The sequence below is a fragment of the Thermomonas brevis genome, from assembly GCF_014395425.1.
GTDB classification, from domain to species: domain Bacteria; phylum Pseudomonadota; class Gammaproteobacteria; order Xanthomonadales; family Xanthomonadaceae; genus Thermomonas; species Thermomonas brevis.
The window spans coordinates 299975-317124 of the sequence record NZ_CP060711.1; the positions used below are offsets into that span (position 1 = coordinate 299975).

17 protein-coding genes are annotated in these 17150 nt (G+C 69.7%); 6 read left to right on the plus strand and 11 right to left on the minus strand.

The features are described from left to right. Nucleotide 1: 1 nt before the first annotated feature. Both H9L17_RS01370 and H9L17_RS01375 read right to left on the minus strand, forming a co-directional pair. Nucleotides 2-3499, minus strand: coding sequence for an efflux RND transporter permease subunit (locus H9L17_RS01370; RefSeq protein WP_187570605.1), 3498 nt, complete (start codon nucleotides 3497-3499; stop codon nucleotides 2-4). Next, nucleotides 3496-4641 carry an efflux RND transporter periplasmic adaptor subunit gene (locus tag H9L17_RS01375; protein ID WP_187570606.1) on the minus strand — a complete coding sequence of 382 codons (1146 nt, stop codon included), beginning with the start codon at nucleotides 4639-4641 and terminating at the stop codon, nucleotides 3496-3498. Before H9L17_RS01375 ends, H9L17_RS01370 begins: the two co-directional genes overlap by 4 nt. A gap of 241 nt (nucleotides 4642-4882) precedes the next feature. On the opposite strand from H9L17_RS01375, the gene H9L17_RS01380 reads away from it, so the two are divergent. The 3 genes from H9L17_RS01380 to H9L17_RS01390 all read left to right on the plus strand — a co-directional run bounded on the left by H9L17_RS01380 (nucleotide 4883) and on the right by H9L17_RS01390 (nucleotide 6091). Next, nucleotides 4883-5266, plus strand: a complete 384-nt coding sequence (locus tag H9L17_RS01380; RefSeq protein WP_187571807.1) for a c-type cytochrome — start codon at nucleotides 4883-4885, stop codon at nucleotides 5264-5266. Nucleotides 5267-5274: 8 nt separating this feature from the next. Next, the gene (locus tag H9L17_RS01385; protein WP_187570607.1) at nucleotides 5275-5709 is read left to right on the plus strand and encodes a c-type cytochrome; all 435 of its coding nucleotides are present in this window, start codon (nucleotides 5275-5277) and stop codon (nucleotides 5707-5709) included. Between the two features lie 121 nt (nucleotides 5710-5830). Beyond that, complete coding sequence (locus tag H9L17_RS01390) at nucleotides 5831-6091, plus strand: DUF6522 family protein (RefSeq protein WP_187570608.1); 261 nt, start codon at nucleotides 5831-5833, stop codon at nucleotides 6089-6091. Nucleotides 6092-6430: 339 nt separating this feature from the next. Here H9L17_RS01390 and H9L17_RS01395 read toward each other — a convergent pair whose 3' ends face one another. From H9L17_RS01395 to H9L17_RS01415, 5 genes are all read right to left on the minus strand, one after another. After that, nucleotides 6431-6907 (minus strand): hypothetical protein, encoded by a 477-nt coding sequence (locus H9L17_RS01395; protein ID WP_246455138.1) that lies wholly within the window; start codon nucleotides 6905-6907, stop codon nucleotides 6431-6433. Beyond that, nucleotides 6883-7953, minus strand: coding sequence for a class III poly(R)-hydroxyalkanoic acid synthase subunit PhaC (locus H9L17_RS01400; RefSeq protein WP_187570609.1), 1071 nt, complete (start codon nucleotides 7951-7953; stop codon nucleotides 6883-6885). The genes H9L17_RS01395 and H9L17_RS01400 overlap by 25 nt, the downstream gene beginning before the upstream one ends. Continuing rightward, nucleotides 7950-8963 (minus strand): poly(R)-hydroxyalkanoic acid synthase subunit PhaE, encoded by a 1014-nt coding sequence (locus tag H9L17_RS01405; protein ID WP_246455245.1) that lies wholly within the window; start codon nucleotides 8961-8963, stop codon nucleotides 7950-7952. The genes H9L17_RS01400 and H9L17_RS01405 overlap by 4 nt, the downstream gene beginning before the upstream one ends. A 160-nt stretch (nucleotides 8964-9123) precedes the next feature. Next, nucleotides 9124-9741, minus strand: a complete 618-nt coding sequence (locus tag H9L17_RS01410; RefSeq protein ID WP_246455139.1) for a CDP-alcohol phosphatidyltransferase family protein — start codon at nucleotides 9739-9741, stop codon at nucleotides 9124-9126. A 44-nt stretch (nucleotides 9742-9785) separates the two neighbouring features. Further along, nucleotides 9786-11573: a 3-hydroxybutyrate oligomer hydrolase family protein gene (locus tag H9L17_RS01415; RefSeq protein WP_187570611.1), complete on the minus strand. Its 1788-nt coding sequence runs from the start codon at nucleotides 11571-11573 to the stop codon at nucleotides 9786-9788. Nucleotides 11574-11681: 108 nt separating this feature from the next. Here H9L17_RS01415 and H9L17_RS01420 point away from each other — a divergent pair, with 108 nt between their 5' ends. Further along, nucleotides 11682-12506, plus strand: a complete 825-nt coding sequence (locus tag H9L17_RS01420) for a 3-hydroxybutyrate dehydrogenase (RefSeq protein ID WP_187570612.1) — start codon at nucleotides 11682-11684, stop codon at nucleotides 12504-12506. A 143-nt stretch (nucleotides 12507-12649) separates the two neighbouring features. After that, nucleotides 12650-13315 (plus strand): response regulator transcription factor, encoded by a 666-nt coding sequence (locus H9L17_RS01425; RefSeq protein ID WP_187570613.1) that lies wholly within the window; start codon nucleotides 12650-12652, stop codon nucleotides 13313-13315. 280 nt (nucleotides 13316-13595) lie between these two features. On the opposite strand, the gene H9L17_RS01430 is transcribed toward H9L17_RS01425, so the two are convergent. Both H9L17_RS01430 and H9L17_RS01435 read right to left on the minus strand, forming a co-directional pair. Continuing rightward, nucleotides 13596-14642, minus strand: coding sequence for an NAD(P)-dependent alcohol dehydrogenase (locus H9L17_RS01430; RefSeq protein ID WP_187570614.1), 1047 nt, complete (start codon nucleotides 14640-14642; stop codon nucleotides 13596-13598). A gap of 56 nt (nucleotides 14643-14698) precedes the next feature. Continuing rightward, the gene (locus tag H9L17_RS01435; protein WP_187570615.1) at nucleotides 14699-15109 is read right to left on the minus strand and encodes a (R)-mandelonitrile lyase; all 411 of its coding nucleotides are present in this window, start codon (nucleotides 15107-15109) and stop codon (nucleotides 14699-14701) included. Between the two features lie 142 nt (nucleotides 15110-15251). Between H9L17_RS01435 and H9L17_RS01440 the strand changes: the two genes are divergently transcribed. After that, complete coding sequence (locus H9L17_RS01440) at nucleotides 15252-16148, plus strand: LysR family transcriptional regulator (RefSeq protein WP_187570616.1); 897 nt, start codon at nucleotides 15252-15254, stop codon at nucleotides 16146-16148. A gap of 16 nt (nucleotides 16149-16164) precedes the next feature. On the opposite strand, the gene H9L17_RS01445 is transcribed toward H9L17_RS01440, so the two are convergent. Both H9L17_RS01445 and H9L17_RS01450 read right to left on the minus strand, forming a co-directional pair. Beyond that, nucleotides 16165-16653 (minus strand): NUDIX hydrolase, encoded by a 489-nt coding sequence (locus H9L17_RS01445; protein WP_187570617.1) that lies wholly within the window; start codon nucleotides 16651-16653, stop codon nucleotides 16165-16167. Between the two features lie 80 nt (nucleotides 16654-16733). Further along, the gene (locus H9L17_RS01450) at nucleotides 16734-16838 is read right to left on the minus strand and encodes an excalibur calcium-binding domain-containing protein (protein ID WP_187571810.1); all 105 of its coding nucleotides are present in this window, start codon (nucleotides 16836-16838) and stop codon (nucleotides 16734-16736) included. Nucleotides 16839-17150: the final 312 nt, after the last annotated feature.

Below are 17150 nucleotides of genomic sequence, written 5' to 3' on the forward strand. Positions count from 1 at the left end.
GTCAGGCCTTCGCGCCGCCGTCCAGCGGGTCGTGTTCGTGCGCGATCACCGCGGCCGCCTGCTCCGCCACGCTGCGCGCGCGCCGGCCGCGCTCGGCATAGAACTCGTCCGGCTTGCGGTCCAGCAGGTCGTAGACGACCGGGATCACCACCAGCGTCAGCAGCGTCGACACCAGCAGGCCGCCGATCACCGTGATCGCCATCGGGCTGCGCACCTCCGCGCCCTCGCCGAAGGCCAGCGCCAGCGGCAGGAAGCCGAACACCGCGCACAGCGTGGTCATCATGATCGGGCGCAGTCGCGAGCGAGCGCCTTCCACCAGCGCGGTGCGCTTGGCCACGCCTTCCTCGCGCAGCTGGTTGACCTTGTCGATCAGGATGATCGCGTTCTTCACCACCAGGCCGACCAGCAGGATCAGGCCGATGAACACCACCACCGAGGCCGGCGAACCGGTCAGCAGCAGCGCGGCCACCGCGCCCACCAGCGCCAGCGGGATGGTGAACAGGATGACGAACGGATGCAGCAGCGATTCGAACTGCGAGGCCATCACCAGGTAGACCAGGAAGATCGCCAGCCCGAATGCGAACAGCAGCGAACGGATCGACTCGCCCAGTTCCTGGCCCTGCCCGCCGATGCGCATGTCGATGTCGGTGCCGAGCGGGTCCTTGGCCACCATGTCGTCGACTTCGCGGATCGCGCCGCCGAGGTCGATGTCGCGCAGGTTCGCGGAAACAATCGCGACGCGGCGCTGGTCGGCGCGGTGGATTTCGCTCGGGCCGGTGGTGGAGACCACGTCGGCGACCGAGGCCAGCTCCACCGGCGTGCCGCTGCCCGGATTGACGATCAGCCGGCGCAGGTTCTCGACCGAACTGCGGTCGGATTCCTGCGCGCGTACCAGCACGTCGATCTTGCGGTCGCGGAAGCTGTAGCGCGTCGCCACGTTGCCCTTGACCTTGTTCACCACGATGTCGGCGATCTGCCGGGTGGTCAGGCCGAGCGCGGCGGCGCGGTCCTGGTCGAAGCGGATCTGGATTTCCGGAAAGCCCTGCTCCACCGTCGACTTCACGTCGGCGTAGTGCGCGTTCGCGCGCAGCATGCCCGCCAGCTTGTTGCCGGCCTTGCGGATGGTCTCCAGGTCCGCGCCTTCCACCTCGATTTCCAGCGGCGGTGACAGGCTGAACAGTTCCGGCCGGCTGAAATCCACCTGCACGCCGGGGAACTGCTTCATGGTCTTGCGCAGCGATTCGGTCAGCGAGGCTTCGGCATCGTTGCTCTCCATCACCACCGACAGCTTGCCGATGTTCTCGCCGCTCTCGGTGGGGTTGGCGTCCAGCCGCGTGCCGGTGCCGGACACGCCGTACAGCACGCGCACGCCGGCGTCCTTCGCGTGCACGCCCTGCACGTCGCGGATCAGCGCGTCGGTCTGCGCCAGCGGCGTGCCGGGCGGCAGCTTGGCGGTCATGTCGAAGCGATCCTGCGCGAACTGCGGGATCAGGTCGGTGCCCAGCATCGGCACCGCCGCCATCGTCAGCGCGAACGCCAGCGCGGCGACCAGCAGCACCGGCATCGGCCGCTGCAGCGCCTTCGGCAGCACGCGCATGTAGGCGCGTTCGGCGCGGCCGTAGGGCGCCATGGCCAGGTCGCTGGCCTTGCGCATCACCGGGCCGACCACCGCTGCCAGTCCCCGCCAGGCGCGCACGATGAGCCACGCGGCGCTGAAGAAGCCGTAGCGGAACATCGCACCGACGCCGCGGCCGGTGTAGGCGGCCGGCTTCTGCCAGGTCTTCTTCGGCTGCCAGTGCGGATGCGCGGCCTCCTCCGGGAAGCCCAGCGGCGGGCGGCCCTTCAGCGCGCTCAGCATCGGGATCAGCGTCATCGCCACCACCAGCGACACGCCGATGGCGATCGCCACGGTCAGCGCCTGGTCGCGGAACAGCTGGCCGGCAATGCCCTGCACGAACACCAGCGGCAGGAACACCGCGATGGTAGTGAGCGTGGACGCGACGACAGCCATGCTGACTTCGCGGGTGCCGGCGATCGCCGCATCGAGGATGCCGAGGCCGCGTTCGCGCGCCTTCGCGATGGACTCCAGCACCACGATGGAGTCGTCCACCACCAGGCCGGTGGCGAGCGCGAGGCCGCCCAGCGACATCACGTTGAGTGAAAGCCCCAGCTGCCCCATGAAGAAGAAGGTGGCGATGATCGACACCGGCAGCGACAGCGAGATGACGAAGGTGCTCCAGCCGTCGCGCAGGAACAGGAAGATGATCAGGATCGACAGGATGCCGCCGATCACGCCGTCCATCTTCACGTCGTGGATGGCGTTGCGGATGAACTTCGACTGGTCTTCAATGGTGGTCAGTTCGATGTCGGCCGGCAGCTTCTCGCGAATCGTCTTGAGCCGGGCTTCCAGCGCATCGGCCGTGGACACGGTGTTGGCGTCGCCCTCCTTGTAGATCGCCAGCTCCACCGCCTCGCGGCCGCCCAGGCGGATGATCGCCTCGCGCTCCTTGTAGCCCTGGCGCACGGTGGCGACGTCCTTCAGCCGCAATGGCGAGGTGCCGCTCTGGGTGTTGCCGTCCTGCGCCAGCGCGGCCATCACGCTGGCGTCGCCGCTGGCGGCGGCGAGCCGCATCGCCTGGTCGTTGCCGGCGTTGCCGGCGGCGGCGGTGCGCGTGGTCAGCAGCATGTTCGCCATCTCGTCGACGGTGGCGAACTGGTTGACGGTGCGCACGAGGTAGCGCTGCGAGCCTTCCTCCAGCCGTCCGCCGGAGACGTTGACGTTCTCCTGCGCCAGCCGGTTGATGACGCTTTCCAGCGACAGGCCGAACTGCGCCAGCTTGCGCTGGTCGATGTCGACCTGCACCTCGTCCTCCAGGCCGCCGCCGACCTTCACCGCAGCCACGCCGTCGACGGGTTCGAGCTTGCGCTTGAGGTCGTCGTCGGCGAACCGGCGCAGCTCCATCAGCTGGCGGATGTCCTCGGTGCTGCTGCCCGCCTGCCGCTTCGGCGACAGCGCCAGGCGCATGATCGGCTGGGTGGACGGATTGAAGCGCAAAAGCACCGGCGGCTTGGCGTCCAGCGGGAACTGCAGCGACTCCATCTTGTCGCGCACGTCCAGGCTGGCTTGGTCCATGTCGGTGCCCCAGGCGAACTCCAGCACCACGTCGGACTGGCCGGTGCGCGAGACCGACTTCAGCTTGCGCAGGCCCTTCACCACACCGAGGGCTTCCTCGGCGGGCTGCGAGATCAGGGCCTCGATCTCGGCCGGCGCCGCGCCTTCGTAGTCGGTGCGCACGGTCAGCGTGGGATAGCTGAGGTCGGGCAGCAGGTTGACCTTGAGGCTGCCCAGCGCGATCAGGCCGAACAGCACCAGGGTCAGCGTCATCATCGCGATGGTGACGCGGCGGCGGGTGGCGAACTCGACCAGGTTGAAGCCGCCCGACGGCGCGAGGTGCGGGTCCTGCGCGTGGTCCGGCTGGTGGTTCGAGGGCGAACTCATTTGGCGGCCGCCTTCGGGGCGGACGCAGCGGCGGCGGGCGCGGCCTTGTCGCCGATCAGCTGCACCGCGCTGCCTTCGCGCAGGGCGGACTTGCCGGCCACCACCACCGGATCGCCGGCGCGCAGGCCGCCGCGCACTTCCACCCATTCGCCGTCGACGTAGCCCAGCTTCAGCTCCGAGCGCACGGCCTTGCCGTCCTTCACCGTGAACACCGCCGGCGTGCCGCCGTCTTCCAGCAGCGCGGTGCGCGGGATCACCAGCGCGTCGGCGCGCTGGTCGTAGTTGATGCGGATGCGCGCGAACATGCCCGGCTGCAGCAGGCCGCCGCCGTCGAACGCGCAGATCACCCGGAAGGTGCCGCTGCCGGAATCCACCACCGGCGAGACGCGGTCGATGCGGCCGTCGAAGACCTTGCCCGGCAGCGCGTCCACGGTGAGCTGCACGGCCTGCCCGGCCTTCAGCGTCTCGATCTCGCGCTCTGGCGCGTTGAGCGTGGCTTCCAGGCGCGAGGTGTCGACCACGGTGAAGATCGGCGTGTTGATCTGCACCAGGTTGCCCTGCTTGATGTTGCGCGAGGCCACCACGCCGGAGATCGGCGCGGTCACCGTGCCGTAGGACAGCTCCAGCTTGGCCAGGCGCAGCTGCGCGCGGGCGTTCTCCAGGTTGTAGCGGAGCTGGTCCACGTCGTTGACGCTGACCATCTTCTGCTCCAGCAGCTGCGCCGAGCGCTGGTAGTTGGCTTCCAGCTTGCGCACGTCGGCGTCGGCCTGGGCGACCTGCAGGGTCGCGCGGTCGCGGTCCATTCGCACCAGCGGCTGGCCTGCCTTCACCTCCTGGCCGACGTCGGCGTACACCTGCAGCGCGATGCCGGAGGTCTTGGCGACCACCTGCGCCTCCGCGCGCGCCTCCAGCGGCGCGGTGCCGGCGTAGCTGGCGGCGATCGAGCGGGTCGAGGCCTTGGCCACTTCCACCGGGATGGCTTCCGGCCCCTTGGCGGCCTGGTCCTTGCCGTCCGGGCCCTTGCCGTCGGCGCCGCCACCCTTGCAGGCGGCCAGCCCCAGGGCGAGGGCCAGGAGGCTGAGCCGGGCGAGCGGAAGCACGCGGCCGGAGCGGGAGACGGAGACCGGAGTCGTTGAGCGCATGGGTAGGGAATCGCTGGTGATTGGTGTTGTAGTCAAGTATGTCACCTATCCAACCCGGCGCGACATGCGCCGAAGGTCATGCTTGCCGAAGGTCATGCATTCCGATACCCCGTCCGCGCCGGCGGTTGCAGGCCGCGGGCGAGCCGGGAATATGAACCCGGGTGCTTTCGCCGCTATACTCGAACGGAGCGATGCCCGAATCCCGGCATCCATCCGAACCACTACCCGGAACAGCCCGATGATGCGACCGCTGTCGATTGCCGCAAGCTTGGCCATGCTGCTCGTGGCCTCTGCCGTCACCGCCCAGGATTCGCCCGCGCCCGCCGCGGCCCCTGCGGCCACCACCACGGCTGCGGCCCCCGCAGCGCCCACCGCCGGCGACGCCACCCGCGGCAAGGGCCTGACCTACACCTGCCGCGGCTGCCACGGCCTGACCGGCTACAAGAACGCCTACCCCAGCTACCACGTGCCGAAGATCGGCGGGCAGTCGGAAACCTACCTGCGCAACGCCCTGGCCGAGTACCGCACCGGCAAGCGCAAGCACCCGACGATGCAGGCCCAGGCGGAGAGCTTCTCCGAGCAGGACATCGCCGACATCGCCGCCTACCTGTCCAGCATCAAGTGAGCCGCGCCATGACCAAGACTTCCATGACCCTGCTCGCCCTGGCCTGCGCGCTCGCCCTGTCCGCCTGCGGCGGCAAGTCCGAGGGCGGCGAGCACGCCGCCGACGCCGGCCACGTCTCCTCCTCCGCCGGCCTGCCCACGGGCAACGCCGACGCCGGCCGCGAGTTCGCCGCCAAGGGCGGCAACGGCGTCGCCGCGTGCGCGTCCTGCCACGGCGCCGACGGCAACGCGCCGATCGACGGCATGTACCCGAAGCTGGGCGGCCAGTACGCCGACTACATCGCGCATTCGCTGCAGGCCTACCGTGCCGGCACCCGCGCCGGCGCCACCGCCGACGTGATGGCGGCGCAGGCCAAGAGCCTGAGCGACCAGCAGATCGCCGACCTCGCGGCCTACTTCGCCAGCGTGCCGAGCCAGCTGCACGACCTGCAGAACGCCAACTGAGCGGCCGCGGCGCAGGTTGCATCCGGAAGGGGCCGCTGGCCCCTTTCGTTTGTCCGCGATCGGTGAGCGGCGATTGATCCGGATCATGGCCGCTGGCCGCGCACGCCGCGAGACTGCGGGCATGGGCAAGTCCATTCCCGTCGATCTCAACCCGAGGCTCGACATCGAAATCGACGCCGCACCGGTGGCGCGGGCGCTCGGGCTGGAGGAAGCCGCGTTCCTGCGACTGCTGGAACAGCGCAAGATCAGCCAGCTGTGCGAGCGCGGCACCGGCGAGGACGAAGGCCTGTACCGCGCCAGCTTCTACCACCACGGCCGGCGCGCGCGGGTGGTGGTGGACCGGCGGGGCCGGATGGTCGGCGAGGTCGAGCAGCGCGCTTGATCGAACATCGGCGGCACAGGTTCGGCCGCGTGCCCTCATCCGCCTTGCGGGCACCTCGCTACGCGCCCCGGCCCTGCGCGCAGCGCAGGGCGTTCATGCGTGCACGCGCCAATGGCGCGTGAGCCGCACGCCCTCACCCCGCAGGGAGAAGGAAAACAACAAAAAACCCGGTCTCGCGGGCGTTGCGCCTGGAGGGGACCGGGTCGGGGCCGGAGCGATTTTCCGTGGCGTCTTGCGCGCCGCGAAGTTTTTCTCCGGTGCGGAAAGCCTAGTCCCCGATGCGTTAGGAAAGGGCTAAGCGATCCGCATTCAGCACTGCCGTTCGTCGGCGCCACGCATTCATGCGCGCGACCACGGCCACCAGCCGCGGCCGGTATGCGCGTAGCGGTCCGCCGCGCGTTCGAACGGATTGCGCGCGGAGACGCCACCGCCCAGCGCGTACAGCGGCAGGAACAGCACGCCCAGCGCCATGTACTGGTAGACGTGCGCGCGCTCGTGGTCGGCCAGCACGATCTGCGGTTCCACCGCGTGGCCTGCATCATGCGCATAGGTGTTGCAGCGGCGGTCCATGCTCTCGCCGGTGTGCAGGATCACGTTGCCCAGCGTCAGCGCCCCGCCCGGCCCCCACGGAAAGCGCCGGAACACCAGGGCGAGGTCCCGCCCGCTGAAACGCGCCCGCGCGCCCGCCGCCATTCCGGCCGCGCCCAGCGCCAGCCCCAGCACGCTGACCGGCAGCGCCCACAGCGCGCCCAGCACCTGCAGCGCGCGCAACAGCGCGATGGGCATCGGCGTCAGCGCGCGCGCTTCGCCAGCCATTCGTGGATGGTCTGCGGCACTTCCTTCTGCGCGCGGCCGGACACGTAGATGCCGATGTGGCCGCCCTTGAACGACAGCTCGGTGTAGTCGTCGCTGCCGCACAATTCGCGCAGCGCGCGCGAGGCGTCCGGCGGCACCAGGTGGTCCTGCTCGGCGTAGATGTTGAGGATCGGCATGTCCAGCATGCCCAGGTGCACCTCGCGACCGCCCACCTTCGCGCCGCCGGTGACGAAGCGGTTCTCCTGGAAGAACTGCTTGCTGAACTCGCGGAACGCCTCGCCGGCCTGGTCGGGCGAATCGAAGATCCACTTCTCCATGCGCAGGAAATCCTCCATCGCCTTGCGGTCGTCGAGGATGTCGGCCATGCCCACGTACTTCTGCGCGAACAGCCGCCACGGCTTCAGCATCAGGTAGGTGAAGTTCATCATGTCGGCCGGCACGTTGCCGAGCGTGTCGACCAGCAGGTCCACGTCGATCTCGCGGTTCCAGTTCGACAGCATGTTGTCGGCGGTGTGGAAGTCCACCGGCGTGACCATCGCGATCAGGTTCTTGACCTTCTCCGGATGCAGCGAGGCGTAGCACAGCGAGAACGCGCCGCCCTGGCAGATGCCGAGCAGGTTGATCGCGTCCAGCCCGTGCGCCGCGCGCAGGTGATCCAGCGCGCCGCCGATGAAGCGTTCGACGTAGTCCTCCATCGTCAGGTAGCGGTCGGAGCGGTCCGGATAGCCCCAGTCGATGACGTACACGTCCTCGCCGCGCGCCAGCAGGCCCTTCACCAGCGAGCGGTCGGCCTGCAGGTCCACCATGTACGGCCGGTTGACCAGCGCGTAGGAGATCAGGATCGGCACGCGCGCGGTGGGCGCGGCCTCGCCGCGGAAGCGGTACAGCACGACCTTGCCGTCGCGCCAGACTTCCTCGCGCGGGGTGACGCCGAACTCCACGTCGTCCATCCCGCGCAAGGTGTCCATGCCGGCGACGAGCTTGCGCCGCAGCCGGTCGGTGTCTTCGGCCAGCGATTCGAAGGTGATGTTCAGCGGCCCAATCATCGACGCTTCCTCGCGGCGGAGCCGGTCTTGCCGGCGGTCTTCTTCACGGTCTTTTTGACAGCCGACTTCGCGGCGGCGGCCTTCTTCGCGGGTGCGGCCGGCTTGCGCGCAGGCGCGGCCTTGGCCGGCCTGGGCGCGGCTTTCGCGACTACCGGCTTCTTCGCCGCCGCTTTCCTCGCGGCCGGTTTCGCGGATGCCGCCGCCGGGCGCGGCGTGGCGGCAGGCGCCGGCTGCGCAACCTCGTCGTCCCGGCGCTGCATCCGCCGCAGCTGGCGCTCCAGTTCGGCGATCTTGCGATGCGCGCTGTCCAGCTCGCCGCGCGCCGGCCAGCCGTACATGCCGGCGGCCTGTTCGCCGATCGCCTGCGCGGCGGCGCGCTGGCGCATCTGCGCATTGACCAGTTCGCCGAAAGCATGGCGGTATTCGGGCGACAGCGCCGCCTCGGCCCAGGCCTCCTCCGCGGCGTCCACCCACAGGTCGAACAGGGCGCGCACGCTGCCGATCTGTCGCCCCGGCTCCTCGCGCTCGGCCAGCTTCGATTCGAAGCGGGAGATCGCATCGCGCGACACTTCCGCCATCAGCGCCGCATACGCCCGCTGCGCCTCCTGCCAGCGCAGCTGCGCCTGCGCCAGCGCCTGCAACCGCTCCTGGTGCTCGCGGGTGAAGCCGAACGCCGGCATCCGCAGCGCGGCGGCGGCCTCGGCGCGCAGGCCCTGCAACGACGGCGCGGCGGCCTCCATCCATTGCGAGACGCTTTCCAGCCCCGGTCCGCGCATGCCGTCGAGCAGGCCGGAGAACGGATGATCGCCGCCGAACGCGTCGCGCCAGGCCGATGCCACGTCGCGCGCGCTGTGGTCGCGCCCGGCGAAGCGCGCGGCCACCTGCTGCATCTGCGCGTACCAGTCGCTGCTCTGGCGGTTGAAGTGCTCCAGCGGCGCGGAGAACCCGGCCTGCGCGCCGACCTGCCGCATCCATGCGTCCAGCGTCTCGCGCATGCCCGGCATGCCCATGTCGGGCACGGACTGCGGCGACGCGCCGCGCAGCGCATCCCCCAGAGATCCATGTACTGGCGCGCCAGCGCCGCGAAATCGTTGGATGCGTCCGCCATGTTCCCTCCGTCCTGTCCGCCGATGCTAGCAATGCCGGTGCGACACCGCCATCGCGCGGCGCTCAGGGCTTGGGAATGCGCAAGGTCTTGCTGATCATCAGTGCGCCGGACAGCGCATAGACCAGCGCCAGCGGGTGCAGCTGCCACGGTCCCAGCTTGACCACGCCCAGCCACAGCGACGCGCCGATGTCGCCGCGCCAGGCCGCGAAGGCCAGCAGGCCGACGATGACCACGCTGGTCGGGATCGGCGTGCCCTCGAAATACTTCACCTTGTCGCCGCCGTCCGACAGTGTTTCGGCGGTGACGTTGTAGCGCGCCAGCCGGCTGACGCCGCAGCCGACGAAGCCGCTCAGGATCAGCCAGTCCCAGCCGCCCTGCAGCCCGCAGGCGTAGCCCAGCGCGGCCGGGGCGACGCCGAAGCTGATCACGTCGGCCAGCGAATCCAGCTCGCGCCCCAGCGTCGAGGCCACCTTGCGCCAGCGCGCGATGCGCCCGTCCAGCGCGTCGAACACGAAGGCCAGCGGGATCAGCGCCATGCCGACCAACAGGTCGCGGACCACGCCGTCCTGCAGGAAACGCATCGCCGCGAAGATCGCGCCGGTGCCGCAGAAGGCGTTGCCGAGGGTGAACCAGTCCGCGAGGTGGAACTCGCGCAGCATCGAGAAGTGGCGCTGTTTCATGCCGGCAGCTTGCCAAAGCCGGCGTGAAGCCGGCAACTGCGCCGTCAGCGCGGCAGCGCTAGGTTCCCCGGCCCCAGCGGCGCGCCCATGCGCGGCACGGTGGCGATGGTCGCGTCTTCCGGCAGCGCGGCCTTGCCGTCCAGGTGCGCATCGACCCGGTCCAGCGCCTCATACACGTACGGCAACAGCGGCAGGTAGGCGGCGGCCATGTGCGGCAGCGCCAGGAAGCCGTCGAAATGCTGGGCGTTGCGCACCTGCCAGTAGCGCACATCGCGGCCGGCCGCCTTCGCCATCGCCACGTAGGGCGCGCTGGAGAAGGCCGGCGGCACCAGGCCGTCGTCGGTGCCGTGGATCACCACCACCGGCAGGCCGGCGCGCGGCGGCGCGGCGCGGGTTTCCTCCACGCCCTTGCGCACCCGCTGCGCGTCTGCGCCCTCGCCCGTCCACAGCGCGCGCAGGCATTGCAGGCCGGTCAGGCCGAGATCGGCCAGCGGCTGCGGACCGACGATGCCCACGCCGGCGCCGGGCGGAATGCCGCTGCCGTCGGCGATCCACGCCGCGCGTTCAGCGGCGGTGGCGACGCGCGGGCTGGAGTCCGCATTGAGCGCGGCGTAGCGGTAGCCGCAGGGATGCGCGTCGTGGGGATAGCGGCCGTAGGCCGAGGCGTAGCCCACGGCGATCGCGCGCCACAGGTCGAAGCCGACGCTGATCGCGCCCGCGCGCAGGCCGGCATCGGTCCAGCCGGTGGCGTGCAGCTTCGCCAGCGCGTCCTTCTGCCGCGCATCGAGGGTGTCGCCGGACAGCAGGCCGCGCGCCGCCAGCGCCGCGCACTTCGCCTCCAGTCCCGGCATCGCCGGGATGCCGAGCTGCGGCAGCGCGCAGGGCATCAGCAGCGCGGCCTCGGTGGTGTAGTCGTAGAGGCTGCGCGCGCCGTAGCCTTGCGCCAGCACGTTCGGCTCGCCGGCCACCACCGCGTCCAGCCACGGCTCGCCGTCTTCCGCCGCGCGCAGCACCGCGCCGCCGGCGTTGGAGATGCCGACGGCGATGATGCGCGTGTTGGCGAAGGTGAACGGCGCCTGCTGCGGCAACTGCGCATCGAGCGTCGCCAGCGCGAACTGCGCCGCCTGCTTCACGTGGCGGCCCCAATCGGCCTCCGGGTTGTCCTGCGAATGCGCGTGCTTGTAGGCGATGCCGGAACCGGTCGCGGGCTCCGGCTTGAACGCGAGCGCCACGTCGGCCGGCGCCACCGTGCCGTCCTCGGCGACGCCCTGCCCGGCGTCGAGGTCGAAATAATCCGTGCCGTTGCCCTTGTCGGTATAGGCCACCGCGCAGCCGCGCGGCAGGCCCCACGCGCCGGCCACCGCGATCGCGCCGTAGATGCCGCGCGAACCGGACGACGCGGTCACCACCACGCAGCGCTTGTTCGCGTCGAACGCGTCCGGCAGCTGCACCAGCACGCGATGCGGCTGCTTCGCGCCGGGAATGTGGGCCAGCGCGCTGAACTCGCGGCCCGGCACGTTCGCCACGCTGCCGTACAGCGTGCCGTAGCCGCCACCCGGCGCCAGGTCGGCGATGCCGCGCCAGTTGCTCCACAGGGCGCGGCGGCGCAGTTCGGCCGGCGTCGGATGCTCCGCGTCGGCGAACGCCGGCGGCAGCATCGCGCGCAGGCCGTCCAGCCCCAGCCCGCCGGTCAGCAGGTCGTCGTGGTCGCGATGCTCGGTGGCGCGCGATGGGCTGAACATGGCGGCGTTGTCCTTGGAAGCGGGAGCGGAAGCGCAGCCGGCCAGCAGCGCGGCGGCGGCGATCAGGGCGCAATGACGGAGTGTGTTCATGGGCCGACCTTACCCCGTGCCCCGACCCCGTCGCATCGTACTTTCGTACCAGCAGGCCGCAGCGCGTTCCTGCTAGCGTATGGGTTCCCCACGGTTCCAGGTTCCACCATGAGCGATACATTCCTGCAAGGCCGCACCGCGCTGGTGACCGGCAGCACGTCCGGGATTGGTTTGGCCATCGCCCGGGCGCTGGCCGCCGCCGGCGCGAAGGTGGCGATCAACGGCCTCGGCACGCCCGAACAGATCACCGCCGCGCTCGGCGAAGTCGATGCCGCCGGCAGCGGCGGCACGCGGCCGGCTTCAACCAAGCACTTCGGCGCCGACCTGCGCGATCCCGCCGCCATCGAAACGATGATGGCCGACCTCGCCGGGTGGTCGAACGGCGGCGTGGACATCCTGGTCAACAACGCCGGCATCCAGCACGCGGTGCCGCTGCACGAGATGCCGGTACAGAAGTGGAACGACATCATCGCCATCAACCTGTCGTCCGCCTTCCACACCATGCGCGCGGCGATGCCGGCGATGGCGGCGCGCGGCTACGGGCGCGTGGTCAACGTGGCCTCGGTGCACGGGCTGGTGGCGTCGAAGGACAAGGCGCCCTACGTCGCCAGCAAGTTCGGCATCGTCGGGCTGAGCAAGGTCGCCGCGCTGGAATACGCCGCACAGGGCAGCCGCGATTCCGGCGGCATCACCGTCAACTGCATCTGCCCGGGCTGGGTGGAGACGCCGCTGATCGAACCGCAGATCGAGGCGCGCATGAACGGCGGCAGCCGCGACGACGGCGTGCGCGCGCTGCTGGCCGAGAAGCAGCCCAGCCTGCGCATGACCCTGCCCACCGAGATCGGCGCACTGGCGGTGTTCCTGTGCCGGCGCGAGGCGCACAACATCACCGGCGCGGCGATGCCGGTGGACGGCGGCTGGACGGCGCAGTGATCCTTCCCAACGTCATTCCCGCGAAGGCGGGAATCCAGTCCTTGATGTTGTTTGATGGAGAACGCAAAGCGACGAAGCAAGAGCTGGATTCCCGCCTTCGCGGGAATGACGAGCAACAGTACTGGAAATGACGTAACCCCCCCATGCCCTCCCTCCTGATCGCCGACGACCACCCGCTGTTCCGCGCCGCGCTGCGGCAGGCGGCGCGCGATGCGCTCGGCGAAGTGGAGCTGTTCGAAGCCGGCACGCTGGAAAGCGTCCTGGCCCTGCTCGAAGCGCAGCCGCAGGTGGATCTGGTGCTGCTCGACCTGCACATGCCCGGCAACCACGGCCTCGCCGGGCTCGCGGCGGTACGCGCGCAGCATCCGGGCGTAGCAGTAGTGGTGGTGTCCGCCAACGACGATCCACGCGTGGTGCGCCGCGCGCTGGACCACGGCGCCGCCGGCTACCTGCCCAAGAGCGCCGGTCTGGACGAACTGCGCGACGCCATCCGCAGCGTGCTGGCCTGCGAAACCTGGCTGCCCGCCGCGCTGCGCGCCAGCGTCGCGCGCGCGCAGAGCTCGCCGGGCGACGCCGACCTCGCCGCCCGCCTCGCCAGCCTGTCGCCGCAGCAGTTCCGCGTGCTGTCGCTGGTCGCCGAGGGCCTGCTCAACAAGCAGATCGCCGACCGCCTGGACGTGCAGGAACGCACGGTGAAGGCGCACCTGACCGCGATCTTCGAACGCCTCGGCGTGCGCAACCGCACCCAGGCCAGCGTGGTGCTGCGCGAACTGGAACTGTCCGATCCCGCGCGCCAGCTCGACGCCTGATCCTCCGTTCCGCGCCGCCCGGCATGTGGCGAATTAATCGCCAATGCTCTTGACAGCCGCGCCGCGCAACGCGCTGCCGCGGTTATCCACATCCTTATACGATTTCCATCCACAGCCACTGTGGACAAGCCTTCGCCCGTCCGCGCGAAGACACGAAAAAGGGGGTGGCGAATTTCTCGCCACCCCCGTTGACAGCCTTGCCCCGCCTCGCGCTCCTGCGGTTATCCACACCGTTATACGATTTCCATCCACAGCGATTGTGGACAACCGCCGCGACGGCTCACATCGTCGCGACGTCGATCACGAAGCGGTATTTCACGTCGCTCTTGAGCATGCGCTCGTAGGCCGCGTCGATCCCGTCCGCGCGGATCATCTCGATGTCGGCGACGATGCCGTGCTGCGCGCAGAAGTCCAGCATCTCCTGCGTCTCCTTGATCCCGCCGATCAGCGAGCCGGCGATCGCGCGGCGCTTGAAGATCAGGTTGCCGACGTTCGGCGAGGGATGCGCGTGCTCCGGCACGCCGACCAGGCACAGCGTGCCGTCGCGCTTGAGCAGCGAAGAGAACGCGTCCAGGTCGTGGCTGGCCGCCACCGTGTCGAGGATGAAGTCGAAGCTGTTCGCCTGCACCTTCATCTGCGCGCGGTCGCGCGACACCACCACTTCGTCGGCGCCGAGGTCGTGCGCCGCCTGCCGCTTGGATTCGCTGGTGGTGAAGGCGACCACGTGCGCGCCCATCGCGTGCGCGATCTTGACGCCCATGTGGCCCAGCCCGCCGATGCCGACGATGCCCACCTTCTTGCCCGGCCCGACGTTCCAGTGCCGCAGCGGCGAATAGGTGGTGATGCCGGCGCACAGCAGCGGCGCGACCGCCGCCAGCTGCTCCTGCGGATGGCGCACGTGCAGCACGAACTTCTCGTCCACCACGATCCGCTGCGAATAGCCGCCCAGCGTATGGCCCGGCGCGTCCGGCGTCGGCCCGTTGTAGGTGCCGATCAGGCCGCGCTCGCAGTACTGCTCCAGCCCTTCCTCGCAGGCCGCGCAGTGCTGGCAGCTGCCGACCATGCAGCCGACGCCGACGGTGTCGCCGGCCTTGAAGCCCGTCACCTCGCTGCCGACCGCGCTGACGCGGCCGACGATCTCGTGCCCTGGCACGCAGGGATACAGCGTGCCGGCCCACTCCGAGCGCGCGGTGTGCAGGTCGGAATGGCAGATGCCGCAGTACGCGATCTCGATCTGTACGTCGCGCAGGCCGGGCGCGCGGCGCGCGATGTCCATCGACTGGAAGGATTCGTTGGCGGCGTTGACGCCGTAGGCGCGTGTGGTCATTGGTTCGGTCTCCGTTCGGATGCGGGCAGGATACGCCCGCGGGATGGCGGCAAGGATCAGGCCGCGGCGGGGCCTTTCAGGTAGTCGGCGTCGACGACGTGTTCCATCCACTCGACCACCTGCCCGTCCAATGCCTCGGTGATCGCGATGTGGGTCATCGCGGTGTCCGGCGTGGCGCCGTGCCAGTGGCGATGCCGGCACGGGCAGCACACGATGTCGCCGGCGCCGATCTCCACCACCGGCCCGCCCTCGCACTGCGTCCAGCCCTTGCCGGCGGTGACGATCAGGGTCTGCCCGAGCGGATGCGTGTGCCAGGCGGTGCGCGCACCCGGCTCGAAGGTGACGATCGCGCCGGTGACCGGCGAGCCCCCGCCGTGCTTGAACATCATGTCGATGCGGACGTCGCCGGTGAACCAGTCGGACGGCCCCTTGGCGGAGGGCACCGAGCCGTTGCGGATGATCTGCATGTCTTGCTCCAGCTTGCCTTCGTGGGCCGCGACCGGGAGCCGACCGCGACAGGCCGGCAGTCTGCACCCGCGGCATTGCGCGGATTAGATGGCGCAATCGGCATGCGCTTATGATTCCGGCTCAACAATCGGAATCGACGCGATGGCCCGCGACCACCACAGCGACCTGCTCGCCTTCCTGACCGTGGCGCGGGAGGGCAGCTTCACCCGCGCCGCGGCGAAGCTGGGCGTCTCGCCGTCCGCGCTCAGCCATACCCTGCGCGGACTGGAAGCCCGGCTCGGCATCCGCCTGCTCAACCGCACCACTCGCAGCGTCACGCCCACCGACGCCGGCAAACGGTTGCTCGACGGCATCGGCCCGGGCTTCGACGAGATCGAAGCGGCGGTATCCGGCCTCAGCGAACTGCGCGAAAAGCCCGCCGGCACGATCCGCATCAACAGCCTCGAACCGGCGATCGACGCGATCCTGTGGCCGAAGCTCGCCAAACTGCTGCGCGCCCATCCCGACATCCGCGTCGAACTGGTCGCCGACCAGAACCTCACCGACATCGTCGCCGAGGGTTTCGACGCCGGCGTCCGCCTCGGCGAGCAGGTGGCGCGCGACATGATCGCGGTGCCGATCGGCCCGCCGCTGCGGATGGCGGTGGTCGGCGCGCCGTCCTATCTCGCCGAACGCGGCGTGCCGAAGACGCCGCAGGACCTGACCGCGCACGACTGCATCAACCTGCGCTTCATGCGCCAAGGCGGCCTGTACGCCTGGGAGTTCGAGCGCGACGGCCGCACCATCAACGTGCGCGTGGAAGGCCGGCTGACCTTCAACACCCCGCGCCACATCGTGCAGGCCGCATTGGACGGCTTCGGCCTGGCCTGCCTGCCGGACGACATCGTCAAACCGGAACTCCGCAGCAGGCACCTGCGCCGCGTGCTCGGCGACTGGTGCCCACCCTTCCCCGGCTACCACCTGTACTACCCCAGCCGCCGGCAGTCCTCGCCCGCGTTCCAGCTGCTGGTGAAGGCGCTGCGCTGGCCGCAGCGTTGACCGCGCGGCGCGCGCGTCAGGCGCGCGAATAGCTCCACGACAGCATCCGCCCGTCGCGGTACGGCATCACCCCGTGGAACGGGCGCGGATCGTCGTCGAACACCAGCGGCAGGAAATGGCGGTCGCCCTCCCACAGCGGTAGATCGAGGATGCGATCGCGCTTCACCCACTCCAGCGCGCCTTCCGGATTGCGCTCCGGCGGCGTGCCGGTGAACGCATCGACCACGAACACGAAGCCCAGCCAGTCCTCGCCGTGCTTGCCGAAGCCTGGCCAGCTAATCGTCCCGCGCAGCCGCAGCGACGTGCATTCGATGCCGGCTTCCTCGCGGAGCTCGCGGCGCATGCCGGCTAGCACGTCCTCGTCCGGCTCGAGCTTGCCGCCGAGGCCGTTGTACTTGCCGAGATGATGGTCGCCGGGACGCGCGTTGCGATGGATCATCAGCACGCGCTCGCGGTCGGGCGAGAGCACGTAGCCGAGGGTGGCGACGATGGGGGTGTAGGGCATGACGGGCTTCACAGCAGAAAACCGGATTCTAGCCGCTGTCCATCGAGTGCCCTTGCCGCCTCACGAACGGGCAATGCCAGCTAATTGCACCACTGCCGCTCGCAAGGGATGCCGTCGCCATCGCCGTCCATCTCCGTGTTGGGGCAATGCTGGATAAAGTATTTCGCCTCATCGCACGAGCGCATTTGGGAACAATGCGTCCTGCCGTCGCATTGGTACGAAGATGCGCTTGCCACAGAAGGCTGTTCGCTTCTTGGTTTGATCCATGAACGGTCTTCTACCGGCGCGGACGTTGGCGCAGCAGGCCGAACAGATCGCCTTGCCGGCTGTTCCGATTCCTGGATTTGCAGAGACGAGGCGGACTTGATCTTGTCATAGGCATAGAGCGCGCCAGCGCCAAGAACAACGAGCAAGATCAAATCTTTTACCTTCACGATTCCCTCCAAACCGATGCCCAATGCGCTGCAAATCGGCGTTGGCTCGCATCGCCCATCATG